Below are 22,098 nucleotides of genomic sequence, written 5' to 3' on the forward strand. Positions count from 1 at the left end.
AGGGGGAAGGCTACGCGAAACTACAGACGCATGGCGACGGCGAGGCGGTTAAAGGCGTTCATCAGGCTGATGGCGAAGGTGAGATCGCTTATCTGACGTGGGGTAAAATGTTCGCGCAGCGGCAGGTAAACCTCATCTTCCGCATGGCTGGCGGCGATGTCGGTGACCGACTCGGCCCAGGCAAGCGCCGCGCGTTCGCCAGGGGTAAAATGGTCGCTCACCCGCCAGCCGGCCAGGGCATCCAGCTTGCTCTGCGCCATGCCGCCTTTGCGCAGCGCCTGGCTGTGCTTCTCAAGGCAGAAGGCGCAGCCGTTGATCTGCGACACGCGTAAATAGACCAGCTCCACCAGGGCGCTGCCCAGCTCGCTTTTCTCCAGCGCGAGGCTGGCCTGCACCAGCCCTTTATAGACTTCCGGGCTCAGTTCACTGAATGGCTGACGTAATTGGCTCATGGTGTTCTCCTCTCTAAGACGGCAGCCAAAATAGCACTATAATGGACTGCAAAAGATAGCCATATTGTGATGAAAAAAGCAGACCATAATGGAAGCCAGCCACCTCCCTCTCTATCAACGCATCGCCCGCCAGCTGAAATCCGCCATTGAACGTGGCGAACTGGCTCCGGGCAGCCGTCTGCCCGCCAGCCGGGTGTTTGCCCAGGAGCAGGGCGTCTCCCGGGCGACCATCGAAAACGCCTGGGGCGAACTGGTCGCCCAGGGCTGGCTCGAGCGGCGCGGGCAGGCGGGAACCTTTGTCAGCGAGCGGCTCAGTCCGCGCCAGCTGGCGCCTGTGCCGCCAGCGCAACCTGCCGCGCCGGCGGAGCCGTTGCCGTTTCAGATGGGGCTCCCGGCGCTGGATCTCTTTCCGCGCGGGCTGTGGGCGCGGGTGATGGGGCGCCGGCTGCGGACGCAGTCGCGGTTCGATCTGGCGCCCGGCGATCCCGGCGGCGACCCGCTTCTGCGTCAGGCGATCGTCGACTATCTGCGCTTGTCGCGCAGTATCGACTGCCAGCCGGAGCAGGTCCTGATCGCCGGCAACTATGCCACCGCCATGAACCTGATCCTGCGTACCCTGGCGCAGCCGGGGCAGCATATGTGGATGGAGGATCCGGGATATCCCTTTATCCGCCCGGTGGTTGAGGCCGGGCAACTGGTGGTGGATGCGATCCCGGTGGACGACGAAGGGATGGATATCGCCTGGGGCCAACGCCATCACCCGCAGGCGCGGTTTGCCCTGCTCACCCCGGCGCATCAGAGTCCGCTGGGAGTGGCGCTCTCGCTGCCCCGGCGTCGCCAGCTGTTGGCATGGGCCGCGGAGCGTGACGCCTGGATCATTGAGGATGATTACGATAGCGAGTTTCGCTATCGCGGCAAACCGCTGCCGCCGCTGAAAAGCCTTGATGCGCCACAGCGGGTCATCTACGCGGGCACCTTCAGTAAGTCGATGTTTCCGGCGCTGCGCACCGCCTGGCTGGTGGTGCCGACCGCGCTGGCGGCGCGTTTTCACCAGACCGTGGAGCGCCTGCCCTGCACCGTTCCCACCCTGTGGCAGCAGACGCTGGCGGATTTTATCCAGCAGGGCCATTTCTGGCGTCATCTGAAAAAAATGCGCGCCAGCTACAGCCAGCGCAGGGAGTGGCTGGAGTCGGCTCTGCAGGCGCAGGGCTTTCAGGTCACGCCGCAGCAAGGGGGGATTCAGCTGGTCATGCCGGTCAACGGCGACGATCGCCTGCTGGCCCAACGGGCGGTGGCGGACGGGCTGGCGGTACAGGCGTTGAGCGACTGGCGGATGCGCCATACCGGCGAGGGGGGATTACTGATGAGTTTTACCAATATTCGCTCGCCGGCAATGGCTGGCGCGCTGGCCCGGCGGCTGAGGGAGGCGATCGGCGTCGGCGGCGTCACGCCCGCTGGCGTATAAAAAACCCCTGCGGCCAGAGGCGCGCAGGGGCTGACGCGTATTTGTTATCTTCATTGCTTTCCGTGAAGCAGGCGGGCTTCCGCGCGCTTATCGCGCGGCGGCAGCAAACGCTATAACTATTATCGACGTAAATTGAGCAATACGCCAATAAATACCCCGACGGCGGCGGCGGCGCCCACGCTGTGCCACGGTTTATTGCGCACGTAGGTGTCGGCGCAGCCCAGCGCATCGCACGCTGCCTGGCGCGCATCCAGCGCCGCCTGCTGCACCCGGTTGTGGCCATTAAGGCGGGCGCGGGTCTCTTTTAACAGCGACTGCGCTTTGGCACGCGCCGCTTCCGCTTCCTCTTTCGCGTCACTGCCCCACGATTTCAGCACCTCTTCCAGCGTGTCCGCTAATTGGCTGACATCGTTATGAATATCTTCGGCGTTCTCGTCAAAATTGTTGCGGTTCACATGGTTAGCCATCGTTATCTCCCTTAATTCCATCGAGTGAGTAAGTGTAGGACAAGATTTTGAATTATGCTTACTGCTGTGGTTTCTGGAATATTCCGAAAGCACTGCCCTTAATGAATAAGGTAAGGTCAATGTGCGGTAAAAGATAACGAGGAATCAGTATGTATTTAAGACCCGATGAGGTGGCGCGTGTTCTTGAAAAAGCCGGCTTCACCATGGATGTTGTGACGCAAAAAGCGTACGGCTATCGCCGCGGCGATAATTATGTTTATGTGAACCGCGAAGCGCGCATGGGGCGAACAGCGTTAGTTATTCATCCAGCGTTAAAAGAGCGCAGCAATATGCTGGCTGAACCGGCTTCAGATATCAAAACCTGCGACCATTATGAACAGTTTCCGCTGTATTTAGCCGGGGATGCGCAGCAGCATTATGGTATTCCGCACGGCTTTAGCTCACGCATGGCGCTTGAGCGTTTTCTTAATGGACTGTTTGGCGAAGCCCAGCCGGCCATGTCGACGAATTAATTCGCTGGATAAAGACCCGGGAGAAGTTGGCTGGCGGGAGGAAGCGACTGGCAGAGCCAGTCGCTGTTAACGTGTCGGTCAGGCTTTTGCCTGCTGGTAGGGCGCCACGCGGAACAGGCGGCGGCAATAGTCGAGGAAGTAGCCGTAAGCGGCGCCCATCATCATTGAAACCGCCAGGTTCGAGCTCACCGCAGCGACAATCTGGTGCCAGTCCGCACCCACGCTCCACAGAATGGCGACATAAACCGGCGACTGAAAGGTCACGTAGGCCAGCACGTCGGCCATATTTTTCATCCAGCCGGCCGGAGTGATGCGCCGGGCCTGACGCATCGCGAAGTCGCGATATATCCCGTAAGGGACAGCAATAATAATGTTGACCGGGATCGCCACCAGGCGCGACGATAACGACTGCTCAAACGTCATACCAGAGAGAAAAATTTCGATCATCATGTTGACGACGGTGCAGTAAACCACCATCGCAAAGGTGTCTGCAACCGCATGCCGCAAGCGGGAGTGCGCAGAGAACATCGGAGTGCTCCTCGAAAATGAAGTCAATAACGCCGAAAAATGCGCGTTGGTATAGCGTTTTTGGGCTGCCTGTTTTGATGTGCGTAGAGTATATCTCTGTATTAAAAGTGGCAACTAGCTATAAATTTTTATTTATTGCCTTTTTGTCGATAAAATACTCTGCGAGGGTCTGTTTTTTGCCCGTTACGCTACTTTTAGTGCTGGTTTTATTAAATTCTTTTAATTTCAAATGGTTGTGTTGTTTTACGCCATGATATCTGACCAGGGGGTCGGTATCTGACCGCCCGCTGTGGCGCAAAATCGCGTTAGCCTGTGATGAGGGTCATGTTTAGATGTTTTTATGCCATTATGCCGGTTTTTGTGGTGAAAAATTCTAAAAAGATATGTGGCGTTTTATTCTGAATGACTGAGTAACTATTCATTTGGCCGCGCGGAGAGGGCCTGCGCATTCACCGACGATAAGAGGATAACCCGCTGACCATAAAGGTAATATCGCCTTCTTGATATATTTCCCTATCTCACCATTCGCCGTTTTTATTTATTCAGGGTCTTATTGGCCTGCGCTGGCGAAAAAGAACCGGGGATTTCCTGATATAAAGTAGGTGGAAAAGGTTTACTCTCTGCATAATATATTTATCTGGATAACCGAAGGCTGGAAATAAATAAACGTTTCTATTACACTTGCCGCGTTGTGTCTTTTAATTTGCTATTTGGAATTTTTTAATTTTATGTCTTCAATGTTACACAAACTGAATAATATCCGTTCACTGCGCGCGCTGTCCCGTGAATTCTCCATTGACGTGCTTGAAGAGATGCTGGAAAAGCTCAGGATCGTCACTGAAGAAATACGTACGCAACAGCAGCTGGCGGCGCAGCAGCAGGCGGAATATCAGGAAAAAGTGAATACCTGGCTTGAGCTGATGCGCGCCGACGGTATTTCTCCTGACGAGCTGGTGGCCGATATTCAGCCGCCGATGGCGGGCGGTAAAAAGCGCAAACCGCGCCCGGCGAAATATCGTTATACCGATCATACCGGCGCCGAGAAAACCTGGACCGGCCAGGGAAGAATGCCGAAGCCGATTGCCCAGGCGGTCGCCGAGGGGAAATCGCTGGACAGCTTTTTAATTTAAAACCGATGCGGCCAGCGCCGCGACGGCGGAGAGACCCACCGTCCGGCCTGGCCTTATGACCTGCAGCGAGGGGCTTCAGCAGACGCCGAAGTCCCCCTCTTCCTGATAGGACGTCACCTCGTCTGACTTCAGCGTATAGCGTTCTCCCTGCTCCTGCGCGGCCTGAACCACCACCAGATCCTCGCCCTGCACTTCGACCACTTTCAGTTTTGGCCCGCCCGCACGCGGTTGTACCAGATCGCCGACAGAAAACATCATTCACTCCTCACTGTTAATACCACGGATGAACCTAAACCATAGCTCAACGCCCGCGCACTGAACACCGGGTGTGCTCTTTTTTGTTAAAACAATTTGGAGGTATATGTATTAATGTTGTTAATGTTTTGCTGGCGCCATACCGCTGCTGACAAGGGGGACGGCGAGGGTAGGGTTACCATCAATCAGGTCAGGAAAGACACCATGAAGTATATCATTCTGTTGATCATTGTTATTGCTGTGCTGTATGTCCATTACCGCGGACGGGTGCGCTATCGTTTCTGGCGACAGCTCTCCGACCATTCCACATTTACCGCGCCGTTGAATGGATTTATGTATTTATTTTCCCGCGTGCCGAATACGCCTTATCTGCGCCCGGAGATGTTTCCCGAGCTGGCGATATTGCAACAAAACTGGCTGGTTATTCGCGAGGAAGGCATCCGCCTCCAGCAGCTGGAGCAGATTAAAGCGGCCGATAAATATAACGATGCCGGATTTAACTCATTTTTTAAAACCGGCTGGAAACGCTTTTATCTGAAATGGTATGAGGATGCCCATCCCTCCGCCAGCCAGCTTTGCCCACAAACTACCGCGCTGCTGCGGGATATTCCGTCGGTGAAAGCGGCCATGTTCGCCACCCTGCCGGACGGCAGCCGTCTACCGCGCCATCGCGACCCCTACGCCGGTTCCCTGCGCTTTCATCTTGGCCTCGCGACGCCGAACGATGACCGCTGCTTTATCGAGGTGGATGGTCAGCGCTACAGCTGGCGCGACGGGGAAGGTGTGCTGTTTGACGAGACCTATATCCACTATGCGGAAAATACCAGCGGTGAGAATCGGCTGATTCTGTTCTGTGATATTGAACGGCCGATGCGCTACCGCTGGGCGCAGAAGGTCAACCACTGGCTGGGGCGCAATCTGATGAGCGCCGCCTCGGCGCCCAACGACGCCAGCGATCGCACTGGCGGAATTAACCGGGCGTTTCGCTATATCTACCAGATCCGCATTGTCGGCAAGCGGCTGAAAAAATGGAATAAGACGGTCTATTACGTCGTCAAATGGCTGCTTTTCGGCGGCATTGCCTGGCTTATCTGGAGTGCGTTTTAACTCCCCTGGCGCCGGTTCCACGGCATGATCGCCAGCAGGCGCGCCATGCCGCAAAAGCCGGTTATCCCGGCGAAAGTGAGCCCGGCGCCGACCGCGCCGCTGAGCAGGAAAAAGCCGCCGTTCACGGTATAGCCCAGCAGCACCCCCAGTAAGATCAGAGCGCCAGCGGCGATTTGCACCTGGCGCATCAGCGGCAGCGGTTGCGATTTATCTTCCTCAACCGGGAGCCCCGCGGCTTTCCATGCCTGAATCCCCCCCGCCAGCAGGCTGACCTGCGCCGGCGCGGCGGCGGCGGCCAGACGAATAGCGTTGTTCTGCGTCCGGGAGCCGGCCTGGCAGTGGAAGATCACGCGCTCGCCGGCCCGGGCGTTTAGGGTCGCGCCGCCGTTCAGGGTGGCGAGCGGCACCAGCTCGGCATCGGGAATATGTTCGCGCGCGTATTCATCCGCATCGCGGATATCTATCAGTCTGGCGCCCTGGGCAATCTGCACCCGGGCTTCGGCAGGGGTTAAGGTGGCGATGGTCATAGGATCCTCACGGGCAATAGAGCGTTTTCAGCGTGTTGATCACCTGCTGTACCGCAGGATGGGTGATGAAATAGTGGATGCGCTGAGCGTCGCGTTCGCTGTCGATCAGCCCCTCGTCACGCATCCGCGCGAGGTGCTGCGAGGTGGCGGAAGGGCTCAGGCCGGTAGCGCGGGCCAGTTCACCGGCGCTGGCCCGCGGCGCGTCGCATAGCATGCACAGGATCAGCAAGCGGTGAGGATTGCTCATCGCTTTCATCAGCGCGGCGGCTTCGCCGGCGCGGGCCTGCAGGTCTTCGGGTGTGGTCATGTATTTTAGCTTTTTCTAAATTTAGATAACTCTAAAATAAAAAAGCCGCCAGCGCCAGCCCCTTTTTCCCCGCGACTCAGGCCGGAACGGCGAGATCGGCTATCTGCGCCCGGGCGCTGGCGATCCCGGCGTCGCGACCGTGCGGGCGGTTATCCAGCCCTTCGGCATAGATAAATTCCACCTCATGGATCCCCATCAGCCCCAGCACCGCGCGCAGATAGGGGGTGACGGCGTCGGTGGTTTCTCCCTGGTGAACACCGCCGCGGCTGCTGACGACCACCGCCCGGACGCCCTCGACCAGCCCCTGCGGCCAGCTGTCGGTGTAGCGAAAGGTTTCCCGCGCCCGCGCCACGAGGTCGAACCATTTCTTCAGATCGGTCGGGACGTTGAGGTTATACATCGGGGCACCGATCACCAGCAGGTCGCTGGCTTTTAACTCGGCGATAAACTGGTCGGAGAGCGCTACCGCCGCGCGGATGGCCGGCCGCGGATCCGCCGCCCCGCGCAGGGCGGCAAACAGCGCGCCATCCAGCGTCGGCAGCGCCATAGCGCTGAGATCGTGTTCGCGGATCCGATCGTGGCGGCCCGCCGCCTGGCGCGCTGCGATAAATTCGTTAATCAGCTGATTGGTCAGGGAAGTTTCGCCATTAATACTGGACTTTAATACCAGAACGTTAGCCATGATGAGTGCCTCAAGTGAAGGATAGAAGCAGAGACTAACACTGTCTTTTTTCTCTCTGGAGTGACATTATTTTCCTCTATTGTATCCCGTAAGGAACCAATCTGTGCGCGACGATCTGAACGCGATCCCCGTGTTTGTCACTGTGGTCGAGAGCGGTAACTTTGCCAGCGCGGCGACGATCCTCCACGTGACGCGTTCGGCGGTGGGAAAAACCATTGCCCGGCTGGAAGCGCGTCTCGGCGTGGCGTTATTCCAGCGCACCACCCGCAGGCAACTGCTGACGGAAGAGGGAGAGCAATTTTATCACCAGTGTCGGGAGGCGCTGGGACGCATTCGCGAGGCCGAAGAAGCGCTGCAGCGCGGCAAAGGCGAGGTGCAGGGACGGCTGCGGATTTCGCTGCCGGTGCTGTTTGGCCAGCGCTGCGTGGCGCCGCTGCTGTTCCGCCTGAGCCAGCGCTATCCATTGCTGAAGCTCGAGCTCCACTACAGCGACCGGCAGGTCAATCTGCTGGAAGAGGGGTTTGATCTCGCGGTGCGTATCGGGAGCCTGGCCGATACCGGGTCGCTACGGGCGCGGGCGCTGGGGGAGCATGGCATGGTGCTGTGTGCGGCGGCGGAGTACCTGCGTCGCCAGCCGGCGCCGCAGACCATCGCCGGGCTGAGCGAGCACCGCACCCTCGGCTATCTGCATAACGGTCAGCTGCAAAAATGGCAACTTTACGACCCGCAGCAGGGCGAAGTGCGCTTCACCCCGGAGGCGTGGCTGGTGCAGGATGACTTTGCAGCCATCGCCGCGGCGGCGCAGCAGGGAATGGGCATCGCCTGGCTGCCGGACTGGCTGGTGGCGCAGGCGCTCGCCGACGGGACGCTGCAGCAGGTTCTGGCGCCCAGCGACCGTGTGCGTTTCGCCATCCACGCGGTGTGGCCGGAAGGGCCGTGGCTGCCGCAAAAAACGCGGGTGACGATCGATGCCCTGCGGGCGGGGCTGGGTCTGGCGTAGCGTCCGCGGCCGGCGCGCTTTAGGCCATCGCCTCAGCGGCGTGGCCGTCCGGCACGGGCGGCGCGGCGGTATAGCGTGCTGCGGGCGATGCCCAGCATCTGCGCCGCCCGGCTGACGTTGCCGTTGACCCTGGCGAGGGTATCGACAATCAACTGCTCGTCATGGGCCTGTAACCCCCCGCGCGGCAGCGGCGCAGGCGCAGCGCGGTATGCGTCCGGCAGCGCATCGGGCGTCAGCGTGTCGCCCTCATCGGCCAGAGCCAGCATCACCTTCAGGACGCTCTGCAGCTGGCGCACGTTTCCCGGCCACGGCAGCTGGCTGAGGTGGGTCAGCAGCGCGGTGGACAGCGTCACCCGGCGCGAAGCGCCGCCCAGGTCGCGCCACAGGGTGGCGATAAAGGTTTCCAGCGCCGGCCACTCGCGTAGCGGAGGCAGCGCCAGGGCGTACTCCCGCAGGCGCCACAGCAGATCTTCGCGAAATTCGCCGGCGCTGACCCGCTGGGTCAGGTTGCGGTGCGTGGCGCAGATCAGGGCGAAGTTCACCGGCACGCTGCGGCTGGCGCCGAGCGGGGCGACCTCTTTCTCCTGCAGTACTCGCAGAAGGCGGGTCTGCAGCGCCAGCGGCATATCGCCGATCTCATCAAGAAACAGCACCCCGCCCTCGGCCTCGCGGATTTTGCCGATATAGCCGTTTTTGCTGGCGCCGGTAAACGCCCCTGGCTGGTAGCCGAAAAGCTCGGACTCGATCAGCGATTCCGGAATGGCGGCGCAGTTAATGGCGACGAATTTACCGCTGCGCCAGCGGCTGTGCTGGTGCAGCGTGCGGCTGACATACTCTTTGCCGCTGCCGGTTTCCCCCTCAATACAGAGCGCGATGCCGGCGTTAAGCAGCCGGAGCAGCTTTTCGCCTTCCCGCGGGCTGGTGAAGGGGAGCTGCATGGCCGGCGGGGCGCTCACCGCCACCCGGCGGCGGGTGGGCTCGCGCAGGCGATAGTGATAGCGACCCTGCGGGGTGGTCAGGGGCAGGGGAACGCTGACCGCCGTTTGCGTCAGCGTCGGAAAAAGCGACGCAAAGGTGAGCTGGCCAAACTGTGCCGCGCTCAGGCCGAACTCGCGCATCGCCAGCCGGTTGCCGGCGGTAAGGACGTTGTCGGAAAAGACCAGCAGCAGTTCCTCCACACTGTCGAGCTTGTCCACCTGCCGGTGGAGGCTCATCAGCCACTGCTCAGGATGCAGGCTCTGCTTCACCCACAGATACTCAATCTGCTTTGCCGCCGCTTTCACCCAGCCAAAGGTGTGCTGGTGGGGAAAATCCGCCGGGCCGGAGATATCCAGCACGCCGGCGATGCTTCCGTCCGGCCGCTGGAGCGGCATCGCCGCGCAGTACAAATTCTGGTTGCGGGTGAGAAAGTGCTGACGCCCATCGATTTCGCAGCCGTCGTCAATCGCCAGCGCGGTGCCGATGGCGTTGGTCCCGCGTCCGCTTTCGCTCCACAGATTGCCCGGCGCCAGCGCGACGCGCTGAGCCTTCTGCATCGCCTGGGTATCGCCGACGGTATGGAGCACCAGACCGCCGGGGTCGGAGAGGATCACCACCGACTGCAGGTCCGCCACCTGGCGCGACAGGGCTTCCACCACCGGCTGCGCCAGCTGCTGCAGGCTGCGGTGGCTGGCGAGCCGGTCCGCCAGCTCGCCGGCGTCGAGGCGGGGAAAATCCTCGGTGGCGGGATCCAGACCGTAGCGCTGGCAGCGAGACCATGAATCGCTCAGCAGGGGATTGGCGTTAACCTCTGGGGCGAGAAGAAAGGGATTGCCTGGCACAGGGCACCTCTGGGTCGATGTTGCTGTGTTGCAATATTGTAGCCATTTGGTTTATTTGGTGTTGCGATTTGCAACACATAAGTGGAAACCCGTGCGACAGTGGCTGACCATCTGCCCAGTCAGTGAATGCAACCTGTTAATAAATGAAGATATTTAGAGAAAATGAAAAACTGGCATAACCCCTGCAAAGTGAGAAGCGTTCGGCGGCAAGTTTAAAAAATCAATATGCCGCTGCGTCTCAACCCTACAGAAGGAGATTTGCGATGCGTTATGCACACCCTGGCCAGCCCGGCGCCCTGGTTTCATTGAAATCCGCTTACGGCAACTTTATTGACGGTAAATTTGTCGAGCCGCTGAGCGGTGAATTCTTTATGAATACCTCCCCGGTAGACGGCAGCAACATTGCGCAGTTTCCCCGGTCGGACGCCAGAGATATTGACTTCGCCCTCGACGCCGCCCACCGTGCGGCGCCGGCGTGGGGCAAAACCTCAGTGCAACAGCGCTCCAGGCTGCTGCTGCAGGTCGCCGACCGTATTGAACAGCATCTGGAATATCTGGCGGTGGCGGAGAGCTGGGACAACGGCAAACCGATCCGCGAAACGCTGAATGCCGACCTGCCGCTGGCGGTGGATCACTTTCGCTACTTCGCCGGCTGCCTGCGCGCCCAGGAGGGAAGCACTGCCGAAATTGACGAAACAACGGTGGCTTACCATTTCCATGAACCGCTGGGGGTGGTCGGTCAGATTATCCCGTGGAACTTCCCGCTGCTGATGGCCGCGTGGAAGCTGGCCCCGGCCCTGGCGGCGGGGAACTGCGTGGTGCTCAAGCCGGCGGAACAGACGCCGCTGAGTATTACCCTGCTGCTGGAGCTGATCGGCGATCTGTTCCCGGCGGGGGTGCTGAACGTGGTGCAGGGCTTCGGCAAAGAGGCGGGCGAGGCGCTGGCCACCAGCAAGCGTATCGCCAAGCTGGCGTTTACCGGCTCCACGCCGGTCGGGCGACATATTCTCGCCTGCGCGGCGGAGAATATTATCCCCTGCACCGTCGAGCTGGGGGGCAAATCGCCCAATATTTACTTCGCCGACGTGATGGAGGGTGAAGAGGAGTTTATTGAGAAGGCGGTGGAGGGGCTGGTGCTCGGTTTCTTCAACCAGGGTGAGGTCTGTACTTGCCCGTCGCGGGCGCTGATCCATGAATCCATCTATGAGCCCTTTATGGCGCGGGTCATGGAGAAGGTGGCGCAGATCCGTCGCGGCGATCCGTTAGATACCGACACCATGATCGGCGCCCAGGCTTCCCGCCAGCAGTTCGACAAGATCCTCTCTTATATTCAGATTGCCCGGGAAGAGGGCGGACAAATCCTCACCGGCGGCGAGCGGGCGGCGATCGCGCCGGCGCTGGATAATGGTTTTTATATTCAGCCCACGCTGATTAAAGGTCGCAACGATATGCGCTCCTTCCAGGAGGAGATCTTTGGGCCGGTGATCGGGGTGACCACCTTTAAGGACGAAGCGGAAGCGCTGGCTATCGCCAATGAGACCCAGTTTGGCCTCGGCGCTGGGGTGTGGACGCGCGATACCAATCTCGCCTATCGCATGGGGCGCGGTATTCAGGCCGGTCGCGTATGGACCAACTGTTATCATGTCTACCCGGCACATGCGGCGTTCGGCGGCTATAAACAGTCCGGCGTCGGGCGGGAAACGCATAAGATGGCGCTGGATGCCTATCAGCAAACCAAAAACCTGCTGGTGAGCTACGGCACCGCGCCGCTGGGCCTGTTCTGAAGCCCATCTCATTACTGATTGATCCTCAGTCCGCAATCCGTTCGGGTTGCGGATTTTTTTTGCGTCAAAATAACCCTGTGAAAGGGAGTGGTTACGGTGGCGGATAACGGCAATACATTTGGGTTAATGAAGTAATGGCTTTCATTTGAAAATAAAAATACTTCCAGAACAAGAAATTACAGCGCAGCTCAGGAGCGCTTTGCCTTAATTTGTGTAGAAATGATGAAGATTAATACCAGGAAAATTCCTAATTTTTTAGTGGCACCGGGTTTGAGCACAATAAAACAAGACGCTTTTTTGAGCAATTATCTTTAAATTTGTTAATAAAATGGACGTGTTGTTGTTGAGAGGTATTTAATTTTCTTTTGTATAGATATGTAAATTAACATTGAAATGCCATTTCAAAAAATAACTTTATGCCGAGTATAGTCATTAACCTGTATGTAACATTTCATCAGGTTGCCTTTTTTTACATCGGGTAATATATTTATTTCGCACATCAAAATAACTCTTTTTCTTCTGCTTGTTATTCATGGCCACCTTTCGGCGAAATAAAGCGGAGTTAAAGGACGTGTGCCGATTATCCTGCGGAAGGAACGCAATGATCATTTACAGGGAGGAACGGACGAGCCGTTTCGCGATAGCCATGGGGCTATTGCCGATGACGGGAAAATATATTCGTTAACGATGAGATAAATAATGAAAACGCAACTTCGTATTATGGCAATTCTCATGGGAGCGCTGGTTTCTGGCGCTGCAATTTCTGTTACTACGCCAACCATTAACGTTAACCCTGGCTCCAACGCGGGTACCCAGGGTACCGGCGGACAGGTTATCTTCAATGGATCAATCACCGACAGCTCCTGCAATATCGACAGCGCATCCACCAGCCAGACGGTGGATCTGGGCAAATGGGCCAGCACCTATTTTACCAGCACAGGTTTTGAAACCACCAAAACGCCTTTCCATATCAAAGTAAAAGATTGCCCTGCCAGCGTGACAAATGTTGCGGTGCTGTTTGACGGCGCGCGCGATCAGTCTGATAACACGCTGTTGGCGACCACCGGCGGCGCCGCTGGCGTGGCGATCAAGCTGTATGAAGATGACAAGTCTACGGCGGTCAGCCTCGGCAAAGTGTCGAAAGCCAAAAATGTCGTTGCGGGCGCGACTGCCGGCACCGGCACTGCCGACCTCGAGTTTTTCGCCGACTATATCTCCACCGGTGCGGTGACGGCTGGCGATGCCAACGGTACGGCTAATTTCAATATGATTTATAACTAATCATATTGCGCGCTATTCAGAGTCAGTCCACTGCGTCCTGATTAATTGCAGATAGCTAAAGTGATAATTGTCATAAAGTCACGAAATATATTCGTGACGGTATAGTTGTTTTTGCTAATTATCCCGACGGGTACTGGCTCTGATATTCCCTGCTTTATTTTACTGTTTGTTCAACCTTTACCTGATGGTAAGTCATGATGAAGAAAATAATTGCCGTTGCGGCCTTTCTGCTGTGCTCCACGGCAGCACAGGCCGGTATTGTCATGGGTGGAACCCGTGTGATTTATCAGGAAGGGAAGCGTGAAGCCGCTATTTCAGTCACTAATGCCGATACCCATACGCCCTATCTGGTGCAGTCGTGGGTGGAAAATTACGCGGAAAACGATAAGGCCAAGGTGCCCTTTATTGTTACGCCGCCCTTATTCCGTCTCGATCCGGAGCAAAATAACGTCCTGCGCATTAACTTTATTGGCGCCTCGCTGCCCAGCGACCGTGAATCGGTCTACTGGCTGAACGTCAAAAGTATCGCCCCGACGCCCAAGGGCGAGGTGAACAAGCTGCAGGTCAATATTAAGTCGAAATTCAAAATCTTTTATCGCCCCAACGGCCTGGCGGGCGACCCGGCTAAAGCCTGGCAGCAGCTGAAGTTTAGCCAGTCCGGCGGTCATCTGACGGTGGCAAACCCCACTCCCTATTTTGTCTCTTTTTACGCCGTCGAGGTGGGCGGGCAGGCAATCGACGAGCCTGGCATGGTGGCCCCCTTTGGCGAGAAAACGTGGCCGGTGAGCGGGCACGGCACCGTCAAATGGCGGGCGATTAACGACTACGGCGGCGTCAGCGATTACGCCCAGCAGTAATTCCCCTTTGTGATGAGCTTACCGGACGGCGCCAGCATGAAAAGAATAACAACAGCCAGGGTGCGGGAGTATGCCGCGTTGCCCGTCACCGCCGGACGGGCGCTGGCGCTGGCGACGCTGCCGACGATGATGTGCTGTCTCAGCCCGCTGAGCCGGGCGCTGGCCGACGACTATTTTGATCCGGCGGCGCTGGAGTTTGCCGACCCGCAGCAGCAAACCTCCGATCTGCACTACTTCGCCAAACCCGGCGGGCAGCAGCCGGGGACTTATCCTGTCACCGTGGTGGTTAACGACCAGGAGCTGGGCCAGGCCAATATCACCTTTGTTGACGATGGCGGGCAGCTGCAGCCGGTGCTGACGCCCGGGCAGCTGGCGGATTATGGGGTCAACGTCAGCGCGTTTCCGGCTTTTCAAACGCTGCATGAAGGTGAGACCTTCACCCGGATCGAGAAGTTTATTCCCGACGCCAGCAGCCGCTTCACCTTCGCTAACCAGCGCCTGACGCTGAGCATTCCCCAGGCGGCGATGAACGTGCAAAGCCGCGGCTATGTCGATCCCTCGCGCTGGGACGATGGCGTGCCGGCCGCGTTTGTCGATTACTATTTTTCCGGCGCGCAGATAAAGAATGCCGATGAAGGGGAGAGCAGCCGCTCAAACTATCTCAATTTACGCAGCGGCGTGAACCTGGGCGCCTGGCGGCTGCGCAATATCTCCTCAATGCAGTACGACCAGCAGCGCCGGCACTGGGATTCACAGAGCACCTGGCTGCAGCGCGACGTCCGCTCGCTGAAGAGTCTGCTGCGGATCGGCGATACTTACACCACCGGCGATGTGTTTGACAGCATCCCGTTTCGCGGCGTCCAGCTGATGTCTGACGATGAGATGCTCCCGGACAGCCAGCGCGGCTTTGCCCCTACCATCCGCGGCGTGGCGCACAGCAATGCCAAAGTGACCGTCTCCCAGCACGGGTATGTGATCTACGAAACCTTCGTGTCGCCGGGGGCGTTCGCCATCAGCGATCTTTATCCCACCTCGCAGAGCGGCGATCTGGAGGTGAAGGTGACCGAGAGCAATGGTTCGGTGCGCACCTTTACCCAGCCCTATTCCGCCGTGCCCTATATGCTGCGCGAAGGGCGCGGCAAATTCAGCCTCAGCGCTGGTCGCTACCACTCCGGGGCGGATTCGGTGCGCTCGCCGGAATTCCTGCAGGGCACCCTGTTCTATGGTCTGTCGGCGGGATTTACCCTCTACGGCGGCACGCAGCTGGCCCAGGACTATCAGTCGTGGGCGCTGGGCCTGGGCCGCGGCTTTGGCGAGTTCGGTTCGCTGGGAGGCGACGTCACCCAGGCCGTCACCCGTACGCCGTCGGGCAAGCGCTATGCGGGCCATTCGCTGCGCGCTCAGTATCAGAAAGATTTCGTCAGCTCGGGCACCACGTTCAGCCTCGCCAGCTATCGCTACTCCTCCAGCGGCTATTACGATTTTGCCGAAGCCAGCGCCCTCGAAAGCGCGCAGGGGCAGGTGGACAACCGGCGCCGCCGGGAGGAAGTGTCGGTGTCACAAAGCCTCGGCGGTCTGGGCAGTCTGGCGGTTTCCGCCTGGTCGCAGGAATACTGGCACCGGCAGAGTCGGGATGAGACGGTGCATCTCGGATTCTACAGCGCCTGGAAAGGGATCTCCTGGGGCGTGGGCTATTACTACACTCGCGCCAGCGGCCAGCAAAAAAATGACCGCTCCTGGTCATTCAATATCAATATTCCGCTGGGCGGTCCGCTGTCCGACAGCGCGGTGAGCTACAACACCACCTCGGACAGCAATGGCTATACCTCGCAGCAGGTGTCGCTGTATGGCGCGATGCCGACGCGGCCGAATCTGTTCTACTCGGTTCAGCAGGGCTACGGCAACCAGGGGCGGGGCACCAACAGCAGCGTCGCCCTGGACTACCACGGCGGCTTCGGCAACGCGCAGCTCGGCTATCGCCATGACGCCGCCAGTAATCAGCTGACCTGGGGAGGCGCCGGCTCGGTGGTCGCGCATCCGCACGGCGTGACCTTCGGTCAGACGGTGGGCGAGAGCTTCGCCATCGTCCGCGCGCCGGGGGCTGCCGGCGTGGCGGTGCAAAACGGCAACAATGTGCACACCGACTGGCGCGGTTATGCTGTGGTGCCGTCTCTGACCACCTACCGGAAAAATGTCATTACCCTCGACACGGAGTCGATGGCGGATGATACCGACGTCGACCAGCAGGGTCAGACGGTGATCCCCGGCGGCGGCGCGGTGGTGATGGCCAACTACCGGACCCGCATAGGCAACCGGGTGCTATTTACCCTGCGCAACGCGCAGGGGCCGTTACCCTTTGGCGCCAGCGCACGGTTGGTCGGGACGGAGGAGAGCGGCAATGCGCCGGGCGGCATGGTAGCCGACGGCGGTCAGGTGTACCTCAGCGGCGTGCCGCAGGAGGGAACCCTTGCGGTGAGCTGGGTCGTCAATAACCAGTCGCAGAGTTGCACGATGCATTTTCATCTTGCGGATAACCCACAGCAGAGTCTGAATACGGTGAAAACCGTCTCCGGGCTGTGCCAGTCACGCTGAGGCGGCTATGAAATCTGTTTTTCGTCTACTTCCTTTTCTCTTTTTGCTGGCGCTGAGCGGCTATCTTCCCGGCGCGCGGGCTGAAAACTGCCGCGCGAATATCGGCCAGACCACCGTCAATATTCCCAATATCAAGTATTTGCCCACGCTGCCGGTCAATACCCAGATGACCAGCGCGATGGCGGATAACGGCAGCGGGATCCCCTTTTCCTGCGACCTGCAGCTGCCGACGGCGAGCGCCAAACGCATTGTCTACAAACAGCTGAAAACCGGCGGCTCGCCGGTGGTGATTAACGGACAGCACGTCTACCCCAGCGCCATCGACGGCATCGGCTACGCGCTTAGCTTCCAGTGCGCCGGCGGCCCGATGCGCGCTATCGACGGCAGCCACTCCGCTGGCGGCGAGTCGGTGGTGGTCTGCGACAGCACGATGCTCCCGGCGCTCATGACGCAGCAGCAGACGACGGTCAGGATCGCGGTAACCTTCTATAAGACCGGTACGGTACAGCTGGCGGACGGGACGCATACCAACTCGTCGCCGCTGCCGCAGGTGGGGGAGGTGACCATTGAACAGCAGGCCAACGGAAACGCCGGCTTTGTCGCCAGTGCGCCGGTCAGCATTGATATCGCCGCCCTGAACGTGGACATTGGCAGCAGCGGCAGCTGCCAGGTGGCGACCTCAACGATCCAGGTCAGTCTGGGCACGGTAAACCGGGCGGAGTTTCACGGTAAAGGGAGCACCGGAGGCCAGGCGAAGCGCTTTTCGATCCCGGTGTTCTGTCCGACGCCGACCGATGTGCGCATCGGCTTTTTCGGCGTCAGCGTGGAGAGTGATACCCTGGCGCTAAGCAAGGCCAGCAACAGCGCCAGCGGCGTCGGCGTGAAGCTGACCTACGGCAATAACCCCGGCGCGGCAGTGTCTGATGGCACCAGCGTTAAAATCAATGAGGCCAGCAACTTGCCGATCCTGAAAAGGGTAACCGGCAGTAACGCTGGCACGGCTGAGGCCATCAATTTTAACGCCCAGTATGTGCAAACTGACGCCACGGTGACGGCGGGCACAGCCGACAGCATGGTGACCTTCGCCCTCGAGTATAACTAGCGTGGGGCCGGAGCATAGGCCGCCTGAAGGGGGATCGCCACCACCGCGCCGTCATCGTCGATATAGTTTAGCTTGTACAGGCGAGCGCTGTCGGTCGTTGACACGGTATAGCTGCTGTACGGCCGGAGCATCACGTTTCTCATCGGCGAAATGTGGCCTTTATTATCGATCAGCGCCCCGTTGACCAGGGTGATATGCAGTGGGCCTGAGTTAGTCAAGCGCAGGTTATTGCCGCTCTGCTGCCACTGCAGCTTTTGCACCTCTCTGGCGAGGGTGGTGGCGATGGCAGGAGGACGATAAAAGAGCTTCAGGCGGGTGCGGACGATAAACTGCAGCGTATGGTTACCGTCTGACGGCGGCGGATTCTCCTGAATATTGACCCAGTACAGGCTTTCCCGATCGGCGGGGAGCCCGCCGCCGTGATAGATAAAGCGCAGCTGGGCGCTTTGCTGGGGGGATAAATAGACCAGCGGCGGGGTCGCCACCATCGGCAGGTCGACGCGCGACTTGTTGAGCCCGGCGTCCAGCCAGATCTGCACTTTATAAGGTGTGCGGCTGCGGTTATGAATGTTCAGGGTGGCGGCTTTGTCTTTTCCTGAGTAGACCACCCGCGTGGCATCGATGGAGATCCCGGCGCAGGCCTGAAAGGTCATGGCGCTAAACAGAACAGCCAGCTGTATTTTCATCTTCGCTCCCTTTACGTCTCATCCCTGACCGGGAAGCTATTCCTGCATAATGGTGAACCGGGCCGTTGCGTTGCCGTCGCCGGGGAGTACGTGGGCTTTATCCCAGGTGTAATAGAAGGCTTTCAGCCTGAAGGTGCCGGAGCCGCCGTCCACCGGGATCTCGATGCGGGGATCGTGCTGCGGATCGAGGTGTGCATCAAGGCCCAGCGGCGTCCCCGTACGGTCGGTGAGCAGAATACCCACGCTACCGGCCGGCTTACCGCTATCGTTGAGGGCCAGCACATGATTTTCAGGCGTGGCGGTGGGAGAGGGGCCATCCACCACAATGTAGTAGGTGCCTTTCTCGCAATCTTTGACGCGAATATCGACGCCGACCGCTGGCCCGGTACCCGACTGGCTGTTTTTCAGTCTCGACAGCGGAATATCGCCCATGCTGATGTCGATGACCCCGTTATTGCCCGCCCCTTCGAGTTTGCAGGCGCCGTTCACGACCCTGCCGATGAAATTTAGCGTGCCGTCTGCCGCGCAAACCGGGCCGGCGGCCAGTCCGACGAAGAGCATCGCCAGACCCAGGGTGGTTATCTTCATTTTCATTCCTCCTGTCGTGCCGGTAAACCTGGCGCCAGGGTCATTATTTTGCGGGTCAGATACGGCACAAAATGACTTTAATCGGGCATGTTTTTTATTAATTCATTTATTTGGCAAATATATTGTCGCCTGGAATTAATATATGCTTGTTATTTATTACCTGCGTTTTCCGGGATAGTACTGTGGAGGAATTCCGGAGTAAATAAGACGGTAGTTGTCGATGTCTGAACGCGAAATATCGTGCATTTAAATAAATTATTAATTTATTCAATTGGTTACTTCTCTCTTGCTGCTGTTTTTTGTGCTTAATTCGGCACGGCGTCAGTCTGGAAAATACGATCGCTGGCGTAAAGCTACGCCCGGCGGATGAGAAATCATTCATCGGGCGATAGCCCTGTTTCGTTGTCAGATTTGCGATCGGCAACCCGATCGTCGGGTTGTATGTCCCGATGTTTAAAAATAGGATGAATTCCCTGTTACGCGCTGCGGATGATGTTGACTGAGAAGCGGCCGGCCACCCCGGCGCGAAAACCCGATAACAATAAGGATGGCGAGATGAAACTGACGGTGGGGCTGGCGCTGACGCTGGCGATAATGACCTGTGGCGCCCAGGCGCGCGATATGCAAACCATCGAGCGCAGCGGTGAACTGAAGGTCGGCGTGCCGGGCGACTACGCCCCGCTGGCGTTTCGCAATGCCGCCGGCGAGCTGCAGGGCTATGACGTGGACATGGCCCGCGATCTCGGGCGCACGCTGGGGCTGAAGGTGAGCTTCGTCTACACCAGCTGGCCGGCGCTCGCCGCCGATCTGCAGGCGGACAAGTTTGATATTGCGATGGGCGGTGTGACGCAGACCCCGGCGCGGGCGAAGGAGTTCGCCCTCAGCCACCCGGTGGTGGCGAACGGTAAAATCGCCTTAGCCAACTGTCAGGCCGCCCCCCGGCTTGGATCGCTGGCGAAGATAGACCGTCCGGAGGTGAAGGTGGTCGTCAACCCTGGCGGCACCAACCAGAGCTTTGTCGATGAGCATATTAAGCAGGCGCAGATCATTCGCGTGAAGAACAACGTCGATAACCTGGAGGCGCTGCGGCAGAAAACGGCCGATATGATGGTGACCGATCTGATCGAAGGCGACTATTACCAGAGCAAAGAGCCCGGCGTGTTCTGCGTCGCCAACGAGACGCCGTTCGCCGGCACCGCCAGCGACAAGGTGTATATGATGAGTAAAGATAATCCGGCGCTGCTGGAGAAAGTGAACCAGTGGCTGGATAGCCAGGATAAAGAGGTTCTCAAGCGGAAGTGGAAAATTCGTGGTTAAGCGCTGAGGCGCCCCACCGCCGACGGGCGCGTCCGGCGGTGGTTGTCGGCCGCGGTCAGCGCTGCGGCGACAGCGTCTGTCGCGCCAGGTCGCGGAAGTAGCAGGCGTAGCCGAGGGTGGCGGTCAGGCACAGCATATAGCCAAACGACTCGCTGCCTTCCTCCACCGTATTTTTCACCACCCGTGCGTAGTTCTCATCCAGCACGGCGTACCACAGGCCGTGCATACCGAACAGCCGCGAGAAGACCAGAATCGCCAGCAGGCCGCTGATCATCATCCCGTAATACGGGGTGCGGGTATAATCCGCCAGCTGCGACAGGGTCTGGCGCAAATGGCGCAGCGGCATCAGCAGGGACCCTGCGGTAGCCAGCAGGGCAAACCACACCCAGCTGCCATGGGAGAGTAAATCAAACAGGCCATCCAGTTCGCGGATCAGCATGGCGAGGAAGAAGCCGCCGATGAGGATATTGCTATAGCGCAGGTGGGCATATTTGCGCGCCAGCAGAAGATGAACCAGCACGATGACGGCCAGCACGCTCTCCTGAACCACTTCGGTGAGCGACACCTCCGGGATGTCGTTGCCAAATACCCGAATATCCACCCACAGGCAGAGTACCGCGATGGCGGCCGCGACCGCCGCGCCGAGAAAGAAAAGCAAGCTTCGTAACAGAGACATTAACACCACAACTTATATTTAAAACAAATATCATAAGTTTTGGGAATACATGTTCCTGTTCACTTTGTGCGACTTTGCGGCGGTTTTTTAACGTTTTGCGCTTTTTAGCGCCGGGAAAAACGACAGGGGAGGGGGACTCCCCTGAATGAGAGGACGTCAGAGAATATCATCCACCACGCCGCCGTCAACGCGCAGCGCGGCGCCGGAGGTGGCCGACGCCTGCGGCGAGCAGACGTAAACCACCATATTGGCGACCTCTTCCACCGAGGCCGCCCGCTGGATCACCGAACTCGGACGATGGGTCATGACAAACGCTTTCGCCAGTTCCTCCAGCGACTGGCCGGTTTTCGCCACTTCGTCTTTCAGCATTTCGGCAAAGCCGTCGGAAATCGTCGGCCCCGGCAGAACGCTGTTAACGGTCACTCCGCTGCCGGCGACATATTTCGCCAGGCCGCGGGCCAGCGACAGCTGGGCGGTCTTGGTGACGCCATAGTGGATCATGTCCGCCGGGATATTGCGCGCCGATTCCGAGGAGATAAACACCACCCGCCCCCAGCCTTTACTGACCATCGCCGGCAGCAGCCCTCGCGACAGGCGCACGCCGGACATGACGTTGGTCTGCCAGTAGTTTTCCCAGGTCGCGTCATCGGTGGCGTAAAAATCCTGCGGGCCGTAGATCCCGGCGTTATTGACCAGAATATCGACGCCGGTCACGGCATGCAGCAGCTGTGCCGCGCCGTCGGCGCCGCTGAGGTCGGCGACGGCGGGGCGCGCTTTCGCCCCCGGCACCTCATTTTGCAAGCGGGCGATCGCGGCGTTCACACTCTGCTCGCTGCGCCCGTTAAGGATGATCTCTGCGCCGCTCTCCGCCAGGCCTTTGGCGATAGCAAAGCCAATACCCGCCGTGGAGGCGGTGACCAGCGCGACTTTCCCCGATAAATCAATCTTCATGTTCCTGCCTTC

Annotated in this window: 22 protein-coding genes and 1 pseudogene; 11 read left to right on the forward strand and 12 right to left on the reverse strand. The window is 58.9% G+C overall.

Annotation, left to right across the window (positions count from 1 at the left end):
- Nucleotides 1-20: 20 nt before the first annotated feature.
- Nucleotides 21-452: a carboxymuconolactone decarboxylase family protein gene (locus ACLH1U_RS21770; RefSeq protein WP_023290749.1), complete on the reverse strand. Its 432-nt coding sequence runs from the start codon at nucleotides 450-452 to the stop codon at nucleotides 21-23.
- Between the two features lie 88 nt (nucleotides 453-540).
- On the opposite strand from ACLH1U_RS21770, the gene ACLH1U_RS21775 reads away from it, so the two are divergent.
- Nucleotides 541-1,917, forward strand: coding sequence for a PLP-dependent aminotransferase family protein (locus tag ACLH1U_RS21775; protein WP_105491354.1), 1,377 nt, complete (start codon nucleotides 541-543; stop codon nucleotides 1,915-1,917).
- A 119-nt stretch (nucleotides 1,918-2,036) separates the two neighbouring features.
- Here ACLH1U_RS21775 and ACLH1U_RS21780 read toward each other — a convergent pair whose 3' ends face one another.
- Nucleotides 2,037-2,384: a DUF883 family protein gene (locus tag ACLH1U_RS21780; RefSeq protein ID WP_032432206.1), complete on the reverse strand. Its 348-nt coding sequence runs from the start codon at nucleotides 2,382-2,384 to the stop codon at nucleotides 2,037-2,039.
- Nucleotides 2,385-2,533: 149 nt separating this feature from the next.
- Here ACLH1U_RS21780 and ACLH1U_RS21785 point away from each other — a divergent pair, with 149 nt between their 5' ends.
- Nucleotides 2,534-2,896 carry a DUF2002 family protein gene (locus tag ACLH1U_RS21785; RefSeq protein WP_002914291.1) on the forward strand — a complete coding sequence of 121 codons (363 nt, stop codon included), beginning with the start codon at nucleotides 2,534-2,536 and terminating at the stop codon, nucleotides 2,894-2,896.
- Between the two features lie 78 nt (nucleotides 2,897-2,974).
- Here ACLH1U_RS21785 and alaE read toward each other — a convergent pair whose 3' ends face one another.
- On the reverse strand, nucleotides 2,975-3,424 hold the full coding sequence (gene alaE, locus ACLH1U_RS21790) for an L-alanine exporter AlaE (RefSeq protein WP_004205719.1): 450 nt from the start codon (nucleotides 3,422-3,424) through the stop codon (nucleotides 2,975-2,977).
- A gap of 728 nt (nucleotides 3,425-4,152) precedes the next feature.
- Between alaE and stpA the strand changes: the two genes are divergently transcribed.
- Nucleotides 4,153-4,554, forward strand: coding sequence for a DNA-binding protein StpA (gene stpA / locus ACLH1U_RS21795; RefSeq protein WP_023290746.1), 402 nt, complete (start codon nucleotides 4,153-4,155; stop codon nucleotides 4,552-4,554).
- A gap of 75 nt (nucleotides 4,555-4,629) precedes the next feature.
- Here the strand turns inward: stpA and ACLH1U_RS21800 are convergent, their stop codons facing one another.
- Nucleotides 4,630-4,809 carry a hypothetical protein gene (locus ACLH1U_RS21800; protein ID WP_023290745.1) on the reverse strand — a complete coding sequence of 60 codons (180 nt, stop codon included), beginning with the start codon at nucleotides 4,807-4,809 and terminating at the stop codon, nucleotides 4,630-4,632.
- A 204-nt stretch (nucleotides 4,810-5,013) separates the two neighbouring features.
- On the opposite strand from ACLH1U_RS21800, the gene lpxO reads away from it, so the two are divergent.
- Nucleotides 5,014-5,916, forward strand: a complete 903-nt coding sequence (lpxO, locus tag ACLH1U_RS21805; RefSeq protein ID WP_032453800.1) for a lipid A hydroxylase LpxO — start codon at nucleotides 5,014-5,016, stop codon at nucleotides 5,914-5,916.
- Here the strand turns inward: lpxO and ACLH1U_RS21810 are convergent.
- The 3 genes and pseudogenes from ACLH1U_RS21810 to ACLH1U_RS21820 all read right to left on the reverse strand — a co-directional run bounded on the left by ACLH1U_RS21810 (nucleotide 5,897) and on the right by ACLH1U_RS21820 (nucleotide 7,432).
- Nucleotides 5,897-6,443: pseudogene (locus ACLH1U_RS21810) on the reverse strand (rhodanese family protein). The gene lpxO and the pseudogene ACLH1U_RS21810 overlap by 20 nt on opposite strands.
- Before the next feature lie 7 nt (nucleotides 6,444-6,450).
- Nucleotides 6,451-6,750: an ArsR/SmtB family transcription factor gene (locus tag ACLH1U_RS21815; protein ID WP_002914277.1), complete on the reverse strand. Its 300-nt coding sequence runs from the start codon at nucleotides 6,748-6,750 to the stop codon at nucleotides 6,451-6,453.
- A gap of 76 nt (nucleotides 6,751-6,826) precedes the next feature.
- Nucleotides 6,827-7,432 (reverse strand): FMN-dependent NADH-azoreductase, encoded by a 606-nt coding sequence (locus ACLH1U_RS21820; RefSeq protein WP_044524457.1) that lies wholly within the window; start codon nucleotides 7,430-7,432, stop codon nucleotides 6,827-6,829.
- A gap of 103 nt (nucleotides 7,433-7,535) precedes the next feature.
- On the opposite strand from ACLH1U_RS21820, the gene ACLH1U_RS21825 reads away from it, so the two are divergent.
- Nucleotides 7,536-8,432, forward strand: a complete 897-nt coding sequence (locus ACLH1U_RS21825; RefSeq protein ID WP_048298081.1) for a LysR family transcriptional regulator — start codon at nucleotides 7,536-7,538, stop codon at nucleotides 8,430-8,432.
- Nucleotides 8,433-8,464: 32 nt separating this feature from the next.
- Here the strand turns inward: ACLH1U_RS21825 and ACLH1U_RS21830 are convergent, their stop codons facing one another.
- Nucleotides 8,465-10,252, reverse strand: coding sequence for a sigma-54-dependent Fis family transcriptional regulator (locus ACLH1U_RS21830; RefSeq protein WP_023290740.1), 1,788 nt, complete (start codon nucleotides 10,250-10,252; stop codon nucleotides 8,465-8,467).
- Between the two features lie 263 nt (nucleotides 10,253-10,515).
- Here ACLH1U_RS21830 and ACLH1U_RS21835 point away from each other — a divergent pair, with 263 nt between their 5' ends.
- The 5 genes from ACLH1U_RS21835 to ACLH1U_RS21855 all read left to right on the forward strand — a co-directional run bounded on the left by ACLH1U_RS21835 (nucleotide 10,516) and on the right by ACLH1U_RS21855 (nucleotide 17,868).
- On the forward strand, nucleotides 10,516-12,036 hold the full coding sequence (locus tag ACLH1U_RS21835; RefSeq protein WP_032453792.1) for an aldehyde dehydrogenase family protein: 1,521 nt from the start codon (nucleotides 10,516-10,518) through the stop codon (nucleotides 12,034-12,036).
- A gap of 699 nt (nucleotides 12,037-12,735) precedes the next feature.
- The gene (locus ACLH1U_RS21840) at nucleotides 12,736-13,317 is read left to right on the forward strand and encodes a fimbrial protein (RefSeq protein ID WP_023290738.1); all 582 of its coding nucleotides are present in this window, start codon (nucleotides 12,736-12,738) and stop codon (nucleotides 13,315-13,317) included.
- A 194-nt stretch (nucleotides 13,318-13,511) separates the two neighbouring features.
- Entirely contained in the window at nucleotides 13,512-14,174 is a 663-nt protein-coding gene (locus ACLH1U_RS21845) for a molecular chaperone (RefSeq protein ID WP_023290737.1), read from the forward strand.
- Nucleotides 14,175-14,210: 36 nt separating this feature from the next.
- Nucleotides 14,211-16,766, forward strand: a complete 2,556-nt coding sequence (locus ACLH1U_RS21850) for a fimbria/pilus outer membrane usher protein (protein WP_101862222.1) — start codon at nucleotides 14,211-14,213, stop codon at nucleotides 16,764-16,766.
- Nucleotides 16,767-16,773: 7 nt separating this feature from the next.
- Nucleotides 16,774-17,868 carry a fimbrial protein gene (locus tag ACLH1U_RS21855; protein ID WP_032453789.1) on the forward strand — a complete coding sequence of 365 codons (1,095 nt, stop codon included), beginning with the start codon at nucleotides 16,774-16,776 and terminating at the stop codon, nucleotides 17,866-17,868.
- Here ACLH1U_RS21855 and ACLH1U_RS21860 read toward each other — a convergent pair.
- Together ACLH1U_RS21860 and ACLH1U_RS21865 are read right to left on the reverse strand one after the other, a co-directional pair.
- The gene (locus ACLH1U_RS21860) at nucleotides 17,865-18,554 is read right to left on the reverse strand and encodes a molecular chaperone (RefSeq protein ID WP_032453788.1); all 690 of its coding nucleotides are present in this window, start codon (nucleotides 18,552-18,554) and stop codon (nucleotides 17,865-17,867) included. The genes ACLH1U_RS21855 and ACLH1U_RS21860 overlap by 4 nt on opposite strands.
- Before the next feature lie 36 nt (nucleotides 18,555-18,590).
- Nucleotides 18,591-19,142, reverse strand: coding sequence for a fimbrial protein (locus ACLH1U_RS21865; protein WP_032453793.1), 552 nt, complete (start codon nucleotides 19,140-19,142; stop codon nucleotides 18,591-18,593).
- A gap of 492 nt (nucleotides 19,143-19,634) precedes the next feature.
- Here ACLH1U_RS21865 and ACLH1U_RS21870 point away from each other — a divergent pair, with 492 nt between their 5' ends.
- Nucleotides 19,635-20,459, forward strand: a complete 825-nt coding sequence (locus tag ACLH1U_RS21870) for a transporter substrate-binding domain-containing protein (RefSeq protein WP_247275367.1) — start codon at nucleotides 19,635-19,637, stop codon at nucleotides 20,457-20,459.
- A gap of 55 nt (nucleotides 20,460-20,514) precedes the next feature.
- On the opposite strand, the gene ACLH1U_RS21875 is transcribed toward ACLH1U_RS21870, so the two are convergent.
- A complete protein-coding gene (locus tag ACLH1U_RS21875; protein ID WP_023290731.1) occupies nucleotides 20,515-21,135 on the reverse strand; it encodes a hypothetical protein in 621 nt (206 codons plus the stop codon).
- Nucleotides 21,136-21,291: 156 nt separating this feature from the next.
- Entirely contained in the window at nucleotides 21,292-22,086 is a 795-nt protein-coding gene (locus tag ACLH1U_RS21880) for an SDR family NAD(P)-dependent oxidoreductase (protein WP_101862103.1), read from the reverse strand.
- Nucleotides 22,087-22,098 lie beyond the last annotated feature (12 nt).

This window comes from Klebsiella sp. 1SOBk5mer, from assembly GCF_046603115.1.
Classification (GTDB): Bacteria; Pseudomonadota; Gammaproteobacteria; order Enterobacterales; family Enterobacteriaceae; genus Klebsiella; species Klebsiella quasipneumoniae.

Bases quoted from the DNA above. Each gene is read 5' to 3' on its own strand.
- ACLH1U_RS21770 (WP_023290749.1), bottom strand. From the start codon at position 452: ATGAGCCAATTACGTCAGCCATTCAGTGAACTGAGCCCGGAAGTCTAT.
- ACLH1U_RS21775 (WP_105491354.1), top strand. From the start codon at position 541: ATGGAAGCCAGCCACCTCCCTCTCTATCAACGCATCGCCCGCCAGCTG.
- ACLH1U_RS21780 (WP_032432206.1), bottom strand. From the start codon at position 2,384: ATGGCTAACCATGTGAACCGCAACAATTTTGACGAGAACGCCGAAGAT.
- ACLH1U_RS21785 (WP_002914291.1), top strand. From the start codon at position 2,534: ATGTATTTAAGACCCGATGAGGTGGCGCGTGTTCTTGAAAAAGCCGGC.
- alaE (WP_004205719.1), bottom strand. From the start codon at position 3,424: ATGTTCTCTGCGCACTCCCGCTTGCGGCATGCGGTTGCAGACACCTTT.
- stpA (WP_023290746.1), top strand. From the start codon at position 4,153: ATGTCTTCAATGTTACACAAACTGAATAATATCCGTTCACTGCGCGCG.
- ACLH1U_RS21800 (WP_023290745.1), bottom strand. From the start codon at position 4,809: ATGTTTTCTGTCGGCGATCTGGTACAACCGCGTGCGGGCGGGCCAAAA.
- lpxO (WP_032453800.1), top strand. From the start codon at position 5,014: ATGAAGTATATCATTCTGTTGATCATTGTTATTGCTGTGCTGTATGTC.
- ACLH1U_RS21815 (WP_002914277.1), bottom strand. From the start codon at position 6,750: ATGACCACACCCGAAGACCTGCAGGCCCGCGCCGGCGAAGCCGCCGCG.
- ACLH1U_RS21820 (WP_044524457.1), bottom strand. From the start codon at position 7,432: ATGGCTAACGTTCTGGTATTAAAGTCCAGTATTAATGGCGAAACTTCC.
- ACLH1U_RS21835 (WP_032453792.1), top strand. From the start codon at position 10,516: ATGCGTTATGCACACCCTGGCCAGCCCGGCGCCCTGGTTTCATTGAAA.
- ACLH1U_RS21840 (WP_023290738.1), top strand. From the start codon at position 12,736: ATGAAAACGCAACTTCGTATTATGGCAATTCTCATGGGAGCGCTGGTT.
- ACLH1U_RS21845 (WP_023290737.1), top strand. From the start codon at position 13,512: ATGATGAAGAAAATAATTGCCGTTGCGGCCTTTCTGCTGTGCTCCACG.
- ACLH1U_RS21850 (WP_101862222.1), top strand. From the start codon at position 14,211: ATGAAAAGAATAACAACAGCCAGGGTGCGGGAGTATGCCGCGTTGCCC.
- ACLH1U_RS21855 (WP_032453789.1), top strand. From the start codon at position 16,774: ATGAAATCTGTTTTTCGTCTACTTCCTTTTCTCTTTTTGCTGGCGCTG.
- ACLH1U_RS21860 (WP_032453788.1), bottom strand. From the start codon at position 18,554: ATGAAAATACAGCTGGCTGTTCTGTTTAGCGCCATGACCTTTCAGGCC.
- ACLH1U_RS21865 (WP_032453793.1), bottom strand. From the start codon at position 19,142: ATGAAGATAACCACCCTGGGTCTGGCGATGCTCTTCGTCGGACTGGCC.
- ACLH1U_RS21870 (WP_247275367.1), top strand. From the start codon at position 19,635: ATGTTGACTGAGAAGCGGCCGGCCACCCCGGCGCGAAAACCCGATAAC.
- ACLH1U_RS21875 (WP_023290731.1), bottom strand. From the start codon at position 21,135: ATGTCTCTGTTACGAAGCTTGCTTTTCTTTCTCGGCGCGGCGGTCGCG.
- ACLH1U_RS21880 (WP_101862103.1), bottom strand. From the start codon at position 22,086: ATGAAGATTGATTTATCGGGGAAAGTCGCGCTGGTCACCGCCTCCACG.